At 48.8% G+C, this 15,638-nt stretch carries 9 protein-coding genes and 1 pseudogene; 9 read left to right on the top strand and 1 reads right to left on the bottom strand.

The genetic code is table 11. The features are described 5' to 3' along the window. Positions 1-258: 258 nt before the first annotated feature. From AC6ESO_RS22465 to secF, 6 genes and pseudogenes are all read left to right on the top strand, one after another. Positions 259-1,218 (top strand): annotated as a pseudogene (locus AC6ESO_RS22465) (sigma-70 family RNA polymerase sigma factor); the annotation flags it as partial. A 66-nt stretch (positions 1,219-1,284) separates the two neighbouring features. After that, the gene (locus tag AC6ESO_RS22460; RefSeq protein WP_497093348.1) at positions 1,285-1,710 is read left to right on the top strand and encodes an SRPBCC family protein; all 426 of its coding nucleotides are present in this window, start codon (positions 1,285-1,287) and stop codon (positions 1,708-1,710) included. A 201-nt stretch (positions 1,711-1,911) separates the two neighbouring features. Further along, positions 1,912-2,973, top strand: coding sequence for a phosphotransferase enzyme family protein (locus AC6ESO_RS22455; protein ID WP_497093347.1), 1,062 nt, complete (start codon positions 1,912-1,914; stop codon positions 2,971-2,973). A gap of 46 nt (positions 2,974-3,019) precedes the next feature. Beyond that, on the top strand, positions 3,020-3,445 hold the full coding sequence (locus AC6ESO_RS22450) for a hypothetical protein (protein WP_497093346.1): 426 nt from the start codon (positions 3,020-3,022) through the stop codon (positions 3,443-3,445). 78 nt (positions 3,446-3,523) lie between these two features. Further along, on the top strand, positions 3,524-3,883 hold the full coding sequence (locus AC6ESO_RS22445; protein ID WP_497093345.1) for a hypothetical protein: 360 nt from the start codon (positions 3,524-3,526) through the stop codon (positions 3,881-3,883). 28 nt (positions 3,884-3,911) lie between these two features. Then, a complete protein-coding gene (secF, locus tag AC6ESO_RS22440; protein ID WP_497093344.1) occupies positions 3,912-6,053 on the top strand; it encodes a protein translocase subunit SecF in 2,142 nt (713 codons plus the stop codon). Positions 6,054-6,139: 86 nt separating this feature from the next. Here secF and AC6ESO_RS22435 read toward each other — a convergent pair whose 3' ends face one another. Continuing rightward, positions 6,140-6,556, bottom strand: a complete 417-nt coding sequence (locus AC6ESO_RS22435) for a VOC family protein (protein ID WP_497093360.1) — start codon at positions 6,554-6,556, stop codon at positions 6,140-6,142. A 251-nt stretch (positions 6,557-6,807) separates the two neighbouring features. Between AC6ESO_RS22435 and AC6ESO_RS22430 the strand changes: the two genes are divergently transcribed. From AC6ESO_RS22430 to AC6ESO_RS22420, 3 genes are all read left to right on the top strand, one after another. Next, positions 6,808-7,095: a hypothetical protein gene (locus AC6ESO_RS22430; protein ID WP_497093343.1), complete on the top strand. Its 288-nt coding sequence runs from the start codon at positions 6,808-6,810 to the stop codon at positions 7,093-7,095. Positions 7,096-7,204: 109 nt separating this feature from the next. Further along, positions 7,205-7,609: a hypothetical protein gene (locus tag AC6ESO_RS22425; protein ID WP_497093342.1), complete on the top strand. Its 405-nt coding sequence runs from the start codon at positions 7,205-7,207 to the stop codon at positions 7,607-7,609. 362 nt (positions 7,610-7,971) lie between these two features. Next, positions 7,972-15,477, top strand: coding sequence for an immunoglobulin-like domain-containing protein (locus AC6ESO_RS22420; protein WP_497093341.1), 7,506 nt, complete (start codon positions 7,972-7,974; stop codon positions 15,475-15,477). The last annotated feature ends 161 nt before the right edge of the window (positions 15,478-15,638 follow it).

Here is a 15,638-nt window from a genome sequence, read left to right as displayed (position 1 = left end):
AGCTATATGTCTGAAGTCGTTGCCCCTTTCTTGCCATACAAAAAGCACCCCCTATAGTTTTCATCGGTTAAACACTAGGGTGTTTTTCCAATGTCCACTATAAGGGGTGCACTTCACGTTGCTGCGGGTCTCTTTTTGTTCTTGGTACGAAACGCGCCCCGCTGCCAAAGGACGGCGTAGCCGTTTCGCCTTGTGGCTGCCGAATGATTCGAATATGATGGAAGGAGTGCGTTTCAAGAAGAGAGACCTAGGGGGGCGAAGATGAACGATACCGCTTTTGATATAAAGTTATTTGAGAGCTACAAGCCGGGGTTAACCTCATATTGTTATCGAATGTTGGGATGCATTGATGATGCGGACGATGCTGTACAGGAAACCTATATTCGGGCATGGCAGAGCTGGGATCGATTCAGACAGGACTCATCCATTAAAACATGGATCTACCGCATCGCGTCGAACTTATGCCTGGACAAGCTGAGGCAAGCGAAGCGCCGTACGCTTCCCGTTGACCTGTCCGACCCGGCGGTCAAAATTGTCGAACCAAACGAAACGCTGCCGGATTCGTCCTGGATTTGGCCCTCACCCGAATTCGGAGAAAATCCGGAAGATGCTCTTGTTCGCAAGGATACCCTTCAGCTCTGTTTTATCGCACTCTTGCAAACCTTGCCGCCCCGTCAACGAGCGGTTCTTATTCTTAAGGATGTCTTTGAATGGTCTTCGAAACAAATTTCGGATACGTTGGGAATGTCGCCGGCAGCGGCGAACAGCGCCGTGCAACGAGCCAGGGAGACGATGGAACGAACGCGGCTTCGCTCCGACCAATTTAGTAAGATGGATGTCAATCCCGATCAGAATCTTCTCTCGCGGTATGTGGAAGCGTTTGAGCAATTCGATATCCATGCGCTTGTGTCGTTGTTCCATGAGGAAGGTTGTATGTCCATGCCGCCTTTCGCCATGTGGATAAGCGGGCAAGAAGATTTGTCCGCGTTTTTTGCGATTACGCGCTGGCATTGCGAGGGGTCTAAATTTTTGCCAACTACAGTGAATGGCGGTTATCCCGCTCTGGCGCAGTATGTGCCGGGTAAGGAGGCATCCGTCCTGGTGCCTTGGGGCATTCACGTGATTGAAGTGAAAGATAATCGGATAGTCCATGTTCAAAATTTCATAAATGCAAAATTATTTTCCCGATTAGGGCTTCCGGAACAAATTGACCGATGAATTCGGAGATTGGCATTCGTCTATATTAGTGAGAAACAAAATTCCCGTAAAGAGGTGTCCTACACAATGGAAACAAGCAATCCAACGAAAGTAACCGTAGAGACCGTCGTTCAAGCCCCTGTAGCAAAAGTATGGAACTATTGGACCGAGCCTGACCACATTACGAAGTGGAATCAACCTTCCGAGGAATGGCATGCGCCAAGAGCGGAGAACGACTTGCGGGTCGGCGGCAAATTCCTGACAAGGATGGAAGCGAAGGATGGCAGCATGGGTTTTGATTTTAGCGGAATTTACGACGAAGTGAAGCTGCATGAGACGATTGCCTACACATTGGGAGATGGACGGAGTGTGGATATTGCGTTCGTCGATCAAGGCGAGGCCACTAAGGTCGTTGAAATCTTCGACCCCGAGAGCACTCACCCCGTTGAATTCCAACAGGCGGGTTGGCAAGCGATTTTGGATAGTTTCAAACGATATACGGAAGCAATATAAGAATAAATCGAGGCGCCCATAAGGGCGCCTTTTTCTACATACAGGTTAGAATATGACATCGTCCCTAAAAAAGGGATTGAATATAATTGCGCGAATAATCTAGACTGGATATCAATTCAGTTTGAAAGGCCAGTTCTCGGTAGTCAAAGAGCTTACACTTGAAGGAACAGGGATAAAAGAATTTGCTGTTAAGGACATGTTTTGACTGGAGGAGATATTATAAATATTAACGAGGTTATTAAAGTCAGCGATGCATATTTACTTCCAATAGTATCAGAGTTATACGGATTAGAAGGTTATGAAGTCAAGTTGGTTAATGCGCATGACGGAGGGCGTAATGTCGTTTATACCTGTGAGAAAGAGGGCAACGATTCTATAATTGTTAGAATCGCTTTGTTAAATGACAGAACCCGGGAAGATTTTCTGGGAGAGCTTGAGTATGTCAGGTATTTATTCGAGCATGGCGGAAGTGTTTCGGATGTTGTCAGCTCTGGGAAAGGGAATCTGCTGGAAGAGATCGCTCATAATCAGCATAATTATTATATTTGCTTGTTTAAAAAGGCCAAAGGAAAAAGGCTAGTGGACAATAACTATCGGTACCGGGAAGGCGTTCCGATTACCGAATATTATTATAATTGTGGCAAAGTCTTGGGGAAACTTCACCAGTTATCGAAAGCATATACTCCAGTCCATCGCCGGTATAGTTTTAGTGATAAATTCAACGTCGAAACGATCAATAAACGGATACCAGCTACGTTTTCTTTGCTCAAGGAGAAGCTGGTACAACTCCTTAAAACCTTAGAAGCATTGGAAAGAAACCGTGAGTCTTTCGGTATGATCCATTTTGACTACAACGATGGGAATTATTCGATCGAATTCGATACAGGACAAATAACCGTATATGATTTCGATAATTCATGTTTCGGTTGGTATATGTATGACCTAGCAGATCTCTGGACAAGCGGAATGGGCTGGATAGCAGCTGAAGCGGACGCGGACAAACGCAAAAAGTTTATGGATGATTATTTCAAAACAGTCCTTGAAGGATACAGATCGGAGACTAAGATCGATAATACGATGTTGGATAGATTACCCTTATTCATCAACATAACGCTCATGGAAAATATTATGGATGCATTTGAAACGATGCAGAATAATGGCGAGGAGCCGGAGTGTGATGAGGAACTGTCGTTTCTCATAAAATGCCTGGAAGACGATATCCCGTTTAAAGGGTTTTTCCATGAGAGTTACTCGTGTGAATGAGTTTCCCAATCTATGGGCGGAACGATCATTGAGGAGAGCGAATCTAATGTACAAAGTAATCGTATCGCTCACACTGAGTTTGGCAGTCTTGCTTATTGGTGGATGCGAGAGTAAAGAGAAGGCTATACAAGAGTACGCTTCCAAAGAAAGTGTACAGCCTGTAACGCAATTTGAATGGTCGTTATCTAAAACTCCTGACCACTGGAAAGTTTCAATAACACCAAATAGTCAAATGAGAGAATATAGCATTGAATTTGATTATTTAGGAGATTCAATAGCATTTAGTCCGTCACTTACGCTTAAGGGTAGTTTGACAGTTTCGACCAGCTCGATTCAACCACATACGAAAGGGTTTACAATTAGCAATGTTCATTTCCAGGATAAGAAATTCACTCACGAATACATCCTTAAATGGGTACAGGATAATAAAGAGTACGAAGAATCTGCAGTGGTTACGATTACAACCCAATAAATGGTGACAAATCCCACATTCCTTATCTTCTGAAAGAAAATATGCTATAATCCCGCTATGCGGAAGGGAGGTGTTACGATGAGAAAATGGTTCCATATTGCGTTCGCAGTCGCAATTCTGCTCATTGCTTGTTTATGTCCGCTGCTGCATGCCGATTCCTCCTCGGATTACAATTATGCGTCCGGTCCGGCATTTACCGCAGGCGGCGACGATTACGGCTTCGGCGCGATCGAAGTTGGCGCAGCCAAGAATGGCCAACATGTGTCGCAGGTTTTCTTCTCCTTTGTTTTTCTTCTCCTTTTAGTATCCTCCTCTTCCCCCAAGGTCAGGCTTAGGTTCTATTTCCGTTCTCCCGTGCAAATCCTCAAACGGCTCTATGTACTCAACCCCGTTCGTTTTCAATCCCGATATACGAGCTTGCTCTCTGTTCATCTATGATTTTATAGAATGAAAGGGAGTATTTGAATTGTCCAAAACATTAAAAAGCTTGCTGCCGTTTATACTGACGGTTCTTTTCGTGCTGGCATTGATCACATCGACGCTTCCGAATATCGTCGGAAATTTAAAGCTGGGCCTCGATCTTAAGGGCGGCTTCGACATCCTCTATCAAGTAAAGCCTATCGATTCCAAACAGCAAGTGACGAAGCCGCTGCTGCTCGCGACAGAGCGGATGATCGAGAAGCGCGTCAATATTACGAAGGTGTCCGAGCCGGAGCTAACAATCGAAGGTGCTGATCGGATCCGCGTCCGGATCGCCGGCGACGCCGACCAGACGAAGCTGAGGGAGCTGATCGGCCAGCCGGCCTATCTCAGCGTTAAAGACGACCAGGGCCGCGTCGTGCTGAACGGCGGCGATTTGCTGCCAAACGGCGCGAATACGGGGTTTGATTCACTGAATCGGCCGGAGGTCATTGTCAAATTCAAGGACCCGGCGAAGCTGAAGCAGGTTACGCAGGACAATCTGGGCAAAACGCTTACGTTTCTGATGGACGACAAAGTTGTATCGGAAGCTGTCGTACAAGCTGTTGTCGGAGACGGAGTCTCCGCCATAACAAGCGGCGATCAGGACTCTTCAGTCGAGCTGAAGGACTTGTTGAACGCCGGATCGCTTCCCGCCCGCCTAGTCGAGCTGCAGGTCGATACGATCTCGCCCGGGCTCGGAGAGGAGGCGCTGCATCACACGCTGCTTGCGGGCGGCATTGCGGTCGCGGCGATTGTCGTCTTTATGGCTGCGGTTTACCGGCTCGCGGGGATGGTAGCCAATTTGACTATCGCCTGCTTCGCCTACATCGGCCTAGTTGCACTCGATTGGATGAACGCGTCGCTGACATTGTCCGGTATCGCCGGCTTCGTGCTGGCCATCGGCATGGCGGTCGATGCGAACATTATTACTTACGAGAAGATCAGAGAAGAGCTGCGGGAAGGAAAAAGCTTGCGCTCCGCCAGTCGCATCGGCGCGCGTGCTTCGATGGCTACGATTGTCGACGCGCATGTGACGACGCTCATTGCCGCTCTTATTTTAATGATTTTCGGTGACGGCTCCGTAAAAGGCTTTGCGATCGTACTGACAATGACAATCGTCGTCAGTCTGCTCACTAATGTATACGGTTCGAGGCTGTTCCTGTGGCTGCTGCTTAGAGGAGAGGCGCTCCGCAGCATCGGCTGGTTCGGCGTGCGCATTGTCGGCGGCAAATCCGATAATACCGCGCGGTATCCGAATCTCGTCAAACGCAGAAAGCGATATTTAAGCCTCTCCGCGTTTATTCTGGTACTGGGATTGGCGGCGATACTAGTCAGAGGGCTGGAGCTCGGAGTGGATTTCAAGTCGGGGACAAGACTGGAGCTGGAGATTGGAGCACCGTTTGAACCAGCGGACATCGCGGCGGTAATTCACGATGTCGTTCCGTCCGTTGACATGAAGCCCATCGTCAAGGCGGGCAACGGCAGCGGTTCCTCTGCTGTTACGACGTTCGGCAGCGTGTTGTCTCCCTCCCAGCTCGAATCGATCGAGTACAAGCTGCGGCAGCTGTATGGGGAGCAGGTGTCCGGACAGGAATCGACGGTCGATCCCATCGTTGCCGGCGAAACGGTGAAGAAGGCTGGTTACGCCGTTATGATGGCTGCCGGAGCGATTGTGCTGTATACGGCACTTCGATTTCATTATTTGTACGGCATCGGATGCATCATCGCCCTCGCCCATGATATTTTAATTCCAATCGCACTGTTCTCCGTATTCGGGCTGGAGATCGATCTTACCTTCATCGCGGCGCTTTTGACGATTATCGGGTATTCACTCAACGATACGATCGTTATTTTCGACCGGATCCGCAGCAATATGAGGAAGGAACGGCCCACGACCGCGGAGCAGCTGGAACAGCTCGTAAACGCAAGTTTGTGGCAGACGATGCGGCGTTCCGTCTTCACGGTACTTACTGTTTTCTTCGCCGCATTGGCTTTGTTCGTTATGGGCGGGGAAAGCATAAGGCTGTTCTCGCTCTGCCTGCTGTTCGGTCTTATATGCGGAACGTATTCCTCGATCTTCATCGCCGCGCAAATATGGATGATGCTGTACAAGCGAACTCGTCTTGGGCCGCATCCTAAGCCGTAAATGAAAGAACAGGCCACCGATTAATCGGTGGCCTGTTGTGTTGCGCTAACGGGGAATATTTATGCCGCAAGGACAACCGAAATTCCTTACTCCTGCGGAATCGCACTTTCATCCATAAAGCCGATTTCCCATTGATGGCCGTCTAGGTCCAGGAAGCTTCTTTGATACATAAAGCCGAGATCCTGTGTGTCGTTTGCAATATGGCCACCAGCTGCAATCGCGCTGTCAACTAACTTGTCCACTTTTTCGCGGCTCTCGACCATTAATGCAACTAAGACTTCGGTCGTTTTGGATGCATCGGAAATCTCTTTCTTGGTGAAGGTCTTGAAATACGCTTCAACCAACAACATGGAGTAGATGTTTTCTCCGATCATCATGCAAGCTGCATTGTCGTCAGTAAAGTTTGGGTTGAATTCAAAGCCTACCGCGGTGAAAAACGCCATAGATTTCTTCAGGTCTTTTACCGGTAAATTAACAAACATGCTTTTGGCTGTTTCTGCCATTCCCATTACCTCAAGTATACAGAGCACTATGGTAAATTGCATGTTAAACCACCTGTGATCCCTGGAATGAACGATTTAATAAACCAAAGCAGCCGACTAGGAGAGGCGCGTAAACAAGGCAATACTGGAACAAAACCTTATTCAGTTGCGTTATAGGGTATAGCAAAACATTCGATATTCGGGGATATGGCTTTTGGATTCCAAGCATGTTAGATGTATCTTTAAAATACTTATCGGCTGTGGAGGAAAACATGAAATTGCTGGCATACGTTACTCGCGCTTTATTAGCGCTCGCAACACTCGGCGCGCTGCTGTTACTCGCCCTCTCATTTTTATTCAACGATACCGGCGAGTCAGCTTTTACGCTGCTAAAAATTTGGGGAGGATATTCGCTTGTCGGACTCATCCTTATCATCGTGAACGAGATGATGTTACGAACTGCGTTCGCCAATCCTTCGTTTCGGAGGACTTATTGTCTTTTTTGGGCATGCGTCGCGGGCGTAGGAGTGTTTGCTTGGGCGATATACGTCTATTTCTAAAAACACGGAATGGTATCTCATGCGGTCTTCAAATGGTGTCATTTATGTTGCTAGTAAATGGACCGTCGACTTTACTGGCAACTTTGAATGTATTGGAGTTGAGACTGAGATGAGTAAAGACAAGCTAGATAGAAGGAAAGTACGCAGGCAAAAACGGAGGGCGGCTCTCAGTAATCGTTACGAAATAGACAAAAGTGATGCGCAAGTCATTCTGGACGCAGTGTTCTCCTACATAAATGACCGTCGTCACGAGCCGCGTATGCGATTATTAATAGTTAGCAGGGATCAAGGGGAAACTTGGACAGATGAATTCATAAACATAGCTGTTACCGACCCCGATTCCTCCACCTTAAAGGTAGGAGATTGGGTTAAAGAGAGGGGAGAGGCAACGATCTATGTAATCGTAGCTAATGAAGGCGAGAATAAAATCCATGGCGCTTTCCAAGACGATCCTGACTCTCCTCTATTCCTTCCAGAAGGTCACTTGTATCAATATGCTTTACCCTACACGTAATCTAAACGGATCCAAGTCATGAAACCTGGATCCGTTTTTTTTTATCAAAGTCTGTTTCATCAGGACAATAATGCCCTCGTAAGGAGAAGATTACCTCATAGAAACTCTATTTCAACACTCGTATGATAAGACTAGTCCACATTATAGAAAGTAATGTTCAAGAAAATGATTACAGGGTGAACAAAGAAGCGAGATTTCGTTTTTGCACGGTTTCGTGAAAGCGCTAACATTTTGTCGATTGTTGACGAATGCGCTTTTACAAGAATGTGCACATGGTATCGTGGAGGTGATGCGAGCGAGCAAAAGGGAAAAGGGGTGTCAGACCACACCTAAAATACATTAGATATGGAGGAAATTTTAGAATGATAAAAAGACGGTTATTAGCCTATGTGCTTGTGACAGCGATGCTATTCACTTTGTTTTCTCCACCTAAGTCAGTCAGCGCGGCATGGGGAGATGCCGTACAGCTTTTGACCGTAAATGCAGGTGTAGATGGTAATACGGCGACAGCAACCAATGCGCCGGACGGACAGACAGCGTGGAGTTTAAACACCGGAACCTCTAAGGGAGGTGGTCCTTGGGATAACCTATTCACGCCGAGCGTGTCGCCTCTAAAGGATTTGTCCGCTTATAGAGACGGCTATTTCGTATTCGAGATGTACATTCCCAATGTGAGCTTTAAAAATATGCAAGGAAATAATTGGCTCGTCGTCGTCAGCGACAGTAATCCCTCTGGGGACAAGTTTAACGTCGATTCTCGCCTACAACTTAATATAAGCGGGGTCACAAGTGCAGCGGTGGGTACATGGGCGACGGTCTATACGAAGTTATCGTCGACAAGTGCGGTAGCTGGGAATTTCAATGACGCCTGGCTAGACAAAGTAACTAGACTGGCCATGCATCTGCAATGGGATGCGAGCGTCCCTAGCACCCCCGTTTTCATTAAAAACCCGCGTTTCCAGAAAAGTACGTTAGGCGTTCCGCTTTCACCGTCATCGGTTCCCGCACTTGACGTAGCGACACGAACGGTAACTGCCAACGCGCCGGCTAGCGGGCAAGCCGTGGAATTTGCAATAAGCGAGGACGGGATCGCTCCCGGAAGCGGTTGGGTGGATGGAAATAACAACGGTAGTGTTTATACGTATCAATTTGCCACATTACCTTCAGCAGACACCTATTATGTATTCGCGCGTACGAAAGCAGACAGCAGTTATACCTTCATCGGCGCATCGACAAGAACGACAGTAACGTCTATTGACGAACAAACATTGGTAGATACAGTGGCGTCGTCCCTGACATGGGATACGATTAAAGGCAGTAATACGCTGGATAGCGATGTGAAATCACCGCTCAATCTCTCGACAGCTATAGGAACGACGAACGTAGCATGGTCTTCGGACAATGCGGCAATAAGCAGCACCGGAAGCGTGGATCGTTTAACTAATAGAGGAGTAGACAAAACCGTAGTGCTCACGGCGACAATAACCAAAGGTGCCGCAAGTGCTTCGAAAGCGATTACTGTGACGGTGAAAGCTGTGCCGGCCGCGGTCAACGCTCGGGTTGCGACGTATTTCCCTAATGCAAATGAGGGAGCGAATGCAGTTGCGCCGGACGGAAATAATGCGTTTAAGTTAGGCGCGGGAAGAATCGGCGCAGGCGCTGAACGGATTTGGGATGCCCGCTTTATTAATAGCAGCGGCAATCAGGATTTAATAGGTTACGCGAATCAGTATTTTGTGTTTGATATGTATGTTACTCATGCGGACCTATTGAATTTTAGTGGGAATAACTGGATTGCCATAGCGGCTGGCGGCAACAATCTTGACACCAATTCGCGTCTTAACCTTAACGTTAGCGATATGAGAAATGGACCTGCTAACGGATGGATTACGGTAGCTGCGCAATTATCGGCGGCAAATTCGTCGAATGGTTTCAATCCCGTTAATCTGGACAGGGTAGAAGCCGGGAGATTGCAAATGCAATGGCCATCTGTGCCCCAAGGCGACATCTATATCAAGAATCCGCGCTTCCAGAGCACATTGGATTCGCCGAAACCGATTCCCGCAGCTGTCGAGACAGCAGACAGCGTTACGTTATCGTCGTCGGCGCCGACTAACGGTCAGGCTGTGCAGTTCGCTGTCAACACCACCGGCACCGCTCCTGCGGAAGGCGATTGGCTGGCGGGTACGCTCCTTACAGGCGTATATTCTGCGACCATTGCAAAACCGACAGGCAACACCTATTATATGTTCGCACGCACGGCTCAAAGTACGCAGTATCCATTCGCAGGAACACATACTAGAGTTAAAGTGGAGCCTATTGACGACAATCAAGCCGTAACGGACGCTGCGGCTCATCTGACATGGGACACGATCAAGAATGCCAATGCGAATCAATCCGAGGTAAGATCGGCGTTAACGCTTCCGACAACGGGGGCGAACGGCACGGTTATCGCATGGTCGGCTAATCCGGGAGGCATCATAGATACCGCAACTGGCAACGTCACCCGCGGCCCTGACGAAGACAAAGCCGTAACCCTTACGGCGACAATAAGCAAAGGCAGCGCAACGCCTGTTCAGGTACCATTTGCTTTGACAGTAGCCAGCACGGCAAACGAGCTTGCCGAAGTGTTCATTGACTTCAACGATTCCGGTTCATTTATTCAATCGGGCAACAAGCTTCAAGGCAATGGCGTAGGCATCAGCCTCAACGGAGATAGTGTGAATGTGGAAAGAGTAACTCAAAGCGCTGTTGACGCCGTGAAGGTTGGCGACTTTATTTACGTTATTGTAGACGATGATCGGCTTAAGCAGGTAAACAAGGTCGAACTCGCGGTCACCTACTGGAGACCGAGCGCAACCGGCGGTATTTCTTTGCACTACAACACCATCTATCCTGGCAGTTTCTCCGGATTTGATGCCTATAGATCGGCCAGCATTCCGGCGGCTGGAAGCGGCAGCGCTTGGGTAACTTCAAAGGTTGTGCTTAACGGAGCTAACTTTGCGATAGGCGCGCAAAATCAAGGCGCGCACCTCCGTTTCGCTACGGCAGGAGCAATCATTCAGAGCATACGTATAACTGAAATTCCGCCAACGGACGCAGAAGCGGTACAACTTGCTGCGGACGCGCTCAATTGGGATGCGATCAAGGGTACAAATACGAGACAAGATCTGGTTGAAACGGATTTGACACTTGCTGCGGCGGGTTCGACGAGAACAAACATTGTATGGACATCGACTAATAACACGGTAATTAGCAGCAGCACCGGCGCGGTAGCACGTCAAGAAAACAATGAAGCCGTAACCCTCACGGCGACAATAAGCAAAGGTACGGCAGCACCGGTTGTTAAAACCTTTCCTATCATCGTTCGCGGAACGGGTACCGGTAACGATGTGGATGCAGTACGTCATATGATCGACAAACTGACATGGGATTCTATCAAAGGCGTGAATGCTGATCAGACTAATGTGTCGACGAACCTCGTTCTTCCGTCGATGGGCGAGAATATGACGGATCTTACATGGACGACGTCCGACGCTACTCGCATAACCGCTGCAGGCGCGATCCCGACGAACCGTCCGGACGACGGCGGTACCGTAACGCTCACGGCGACGGTATCAAGAGGCCCGGCAGCCGCTCCCGTATCCGGTACTAAATCGTTCGTGTTGACGGTTCCGGACAGATACGATTATGCAAACTATATGAGAACGGCAATCGCGCAGGAATACGACGCGAAAGATTGGGCGATATCGGACTATAACGTCCTGGCTTTCGGCGCGAAAACAGAAGCGATGGCAGCAACGGAACACTTAGTGAACGTCGATAACAGAGAGGCCTTCCAAGCGGCGATCGACGCGGCTTATAATGATGGCGGCGGCGTAGTTTATATTCCGGCAGGAACCTATGCGTTCCGTACGGAAACGACCGGCACGGTTAGCGTTCAAAGCGCGAACGGCAATACGACCTACGAATATAAACAAGTTTTGAATTTGCGGGCGGGCGTACAGCTCCGCGGCGAATGGGATAACCCGGATGCGGATCATTACGACGGTAAAATCGACGGCACCGTATTAGCCGTATATGCCGGCAGGGGTACCGCCAATTATGACACGTATGTGGATTCCGACGAGCGTGAGAATCAAACAGGCGGGAAAAAGGTAGCCAACGTGTCCGATCGATTTATCGACATGGAGCAAGGTACAGGCGTAACGAACCTTTCGGTCTGGTACCCCGAACAGGATCTTACTGCTGAAACCGTAGTCGAAGTGAGAGGCGAGGACGGTCAGAAGACAGGGGACACGGAAACGATTCATGGCATTCCGTATCCGTGGACGTTCTATCAAAGAACCGGAAACAGCGTGACGCTGGATAACGTGACTCTCGTCAACTCTTGGGGAGGATTCATCTCCCTGCCCAGCGAGATGCATTATGTTCTGAACAGCAAGATAACGGCTCTCTACAAGGGCATCGTCATTCACACCTGTACGGACATCGGGCGTATCGAGAACGTCGACATCGACCCAATATACTGGGCGAATTCAGGACTTGCCTTGGCACCGAGTCTTTCGGATGCGAAAGCCTATACAAGAGGGAACGCTACCGGATTTATGATGCATCGCTCGGACTGGGAATATATATCCGGTCTGCGCGTTTCAGGGTATAAGACAGGGATGTGGATCGGAAGAGAACCGGGCGGCAACGAATCTCCGAACGCGCAGTTCTATGGCGTAACGACAGAAGACTGTCAAACCGGCATCTTTATTGACAGCGTTAACGGTTTCGGGCTGTTGATCTCGAGTTCGGAATTCGGAGGCGACACCGCAGCCTATTTCAATGAGCGTTTCGACACTTCCGTTCAATTCAACGGAGTTGCATTCAAGGGTCCGATTGTAAGCAACGCCAGAGGCGGAGTGATCTCCTTCGAAGATAGTTCATTCGACGAATATGACGATTACGCTCTGAACTTCCTTAATCGCGGCAACGCATTGGTCAGTCAGAGCAACTTCAAACAGGCGTACAAACATGCACATCTCGGATCAAACTTCGGATCGTTCAAATCGGTGAACTCCGGGTATAACCTTAACATCGAGAGCGCTAACCTTGCCGATCGCATCGATGACCTTAATCTTGACGTTAAGACTGACGGCAATAACACTACGGTTCAAATCGTTAACGACGTTGAGTATCTGTTTGAACCTATTCCGAAAGACATAAAAACAGATATTGACGTACACCCGCGACCGGCATCGAACGCAGTGCTTAGACTTGACCTCCCGCGCTCGTTAACAGGCAACGCGCCGACCGTGGACATATCCGCAAAACTGCAGGCTGCTCTTGACTATATTAAAGTTCATCACGCAGGCGGCACGGTCTATTTACCAGGCGGAAGATATAGACTGGATCATCCCGTAATCGTTCCCGAAGGCGTGGAAGTCAGAGGAACGTGGGACGTACAGCACCATACGCAAGGCGGCGGCACGGCGATATTCACGACTTACACCGGTGGCGATGAGGGAGAAAACGGAGCTTCTCTTATTCGGCTTGAGACTAACGCAGGTCTCAGAGGACTTAGCATTACCCAGGCGAATATCACCAGCGTCAACCTCAACAATCCTGACCAAACGATTAAAACGCCGTTCTTGGTGCAAGGACAAGGCGCAGGCGTATATGCCATCAACTTAACGATCCCGATCGGGGATAAAGGCATAGACCTGGCTTCCTATCGAACCGACGGTCACTATGTAGATTATTTAGGCGGTACCCTCTTAAGAGCGGGCATCTGGGTCGGAGGAGGCTCGGAGGGGGGATTCATCAGAAATATGCAACTCAATCCGCATTACGCTTTGAGACTTCCGGGAGATCAAGGCTATACGGCGCCTTCCGGCGATGTGTACGGATTCGTGCAAAGATACCTCAGCGCGCTCAAATTTTCCGACGTCGAAGACGAGACGATCTTCAACAATTTCGTTTACGGTTCGGTTTACGGCGTACACTTCCTGAAGAGAGACTTGGGGAACGGCGAATATGCGTATCCTGGAAAATTGACGATGATCGGGCACGGCTCGGACGGATGCGCGTATTCGTTGTATGTGGAAGACGCGGACGAACACACCAAAATCATCGCGATCAACTCGGAATTGGTTAATACGAACATCGCGACGGAGCCGGACAGAGCGTACGTCAGAATGGGCGATACCCCTAATACCGCAAAAATTCACCCTGACGCTGAACTTGTTCTGTACAACAGCGCGTTCTGGGGAAGCCCGAGCATCGCAGGCGCGGTAGTAAATAACGGTATCGTTCGTTTCCAGCAAGCAAACTTCACTCAGCTGCCCGGTAACAATCCGGGTATAGACGTCCGCGGCGGGAAAGCGAAAGTATACTCCTCTTACTTCCAGCCGTCAAAGGACGGTCAGAATAACAATGTGTATGCGATGCTGCGAGACGGAGGCACGTCGATCGAACTAAGCAACAATTATTACTCATCCGGTTTGAGAAATAGCACCCCAGCCGGCAATCCGTATGGCATTTACGGCTCGGATTTATTGGCGGAACCGTTTGTGTTTAACTTCATCCAAAACGGAGATCAGAAACAATTCAACTTCAAGTATAATGTCAGAGGGAAAGCCTCCGCGCCCGGGACATTGACGATGGTTTCCCCGGCTGCTTATGCCGGAGAATTCACTCCTATCCCATTCAACTCGCTTGCGGCAGGCGAATCCGTAACCGTAGATTTACCGTCGTATGTTGCAGGTCTGATCACGTTCAAGCTTCAACTCGAAGACGGAAACGAATACGCCTATACGGTAAAATCCGATGCGGCTTACGCTGAAAAGGCAGGCTCTGCCGGTGCGGAAAATCCGGCCAAGAGCGCAGCGACTCCGGCATTCGTAATGGACACCAAAGATTATGTAACGGCGGGAACGTGGAATAGTCCGCAAGATCTCAGCGCAGAATCGCGTTTCGCCTGGGACGACGACAATTTATACGCGTACATTGTCGTTACGGACGACGTGCACTTCAATAGCCAGACAGGCGGGAATATATGGAGAGAGGATAACTTGCAGTTAGGCGTTGATTTACGCAATCCTGTAACCGACAGCACTACGCGGAATGAATTGGGATTCACGCTCAACAACGACAACGAAGTGATCAAATGGGGCTGGACTCGTCCTTCAGGCGGCAATGCGCCGACTGCTCCGATTACGGATATCGTGGCAAAGATCACGCGAGACGAAGAGACTAAAACGACGATTTACGATTTAAAAATTCCGTTTAATACGCTATATCGTAATCCTGCATCGGAGCTTGCGAACGGAAGAATCGGCGTATCGATCATGCTCAATGAATCCGACGGCCCGGATGAATCCGACGGCTCCAGAGGCACATTCGAAGTTGCAAGCGGACAATTAAAGAATTCAGAAATATTTACGGATTTATTTCTGTTAAGCGATGGCGAATACAACGAAAGGCTTGAAGCATCGGCAACGGTTGCCGTTTCGAAGGCTCTCGAGTCTGGATCAGCTGCCGATATCGCTATGGCTCACAACTTTGTCGCTATTATGGCAGACGGCAGTGCTAAGGCAAAGTTAATGGCGTTAATTGCGCCTCCGGCCACTGTTATCGGCGCGACGCCAACGGCTTTCGTAGAAAAACTCAAAGGTAATCGAAATAACTTGACTATCATGGTTAGGGAACAATATTCCGACGGTTCGTTTGTTGACATCAAAAAAACGTTCTCGATCGAAAATAACTCGAAAGGTACGTATGAAGTAGGCGAATATAAAGTCTATGTTGACACAAAAGGAAACACGCAAATCCGTGAAATCTATATTGTGTCTCCAAAGCCGGGCCCGCGCATTATATAACCTAACGATAGTTGAATCAAGACACGAAGGAAGCCGGTCATATGACCGGCTTCCTTTTCTCAACTAACGAGTAAAATTCATATTGTAGGTAGAAATCCTCATTCACACCTTGTATCCATAATTGGTAATATTAGAGCGAATCAGCTGAGCAGACACAATTG

The organism is Paenibacillus rhizoryzae (assembly GCF_059686995.1).
The sequence above is the reverse complement of the archived record's forward strand: the minus strand, read 5'-3'. Positions and strand labels throughout refer to the sequence as shown.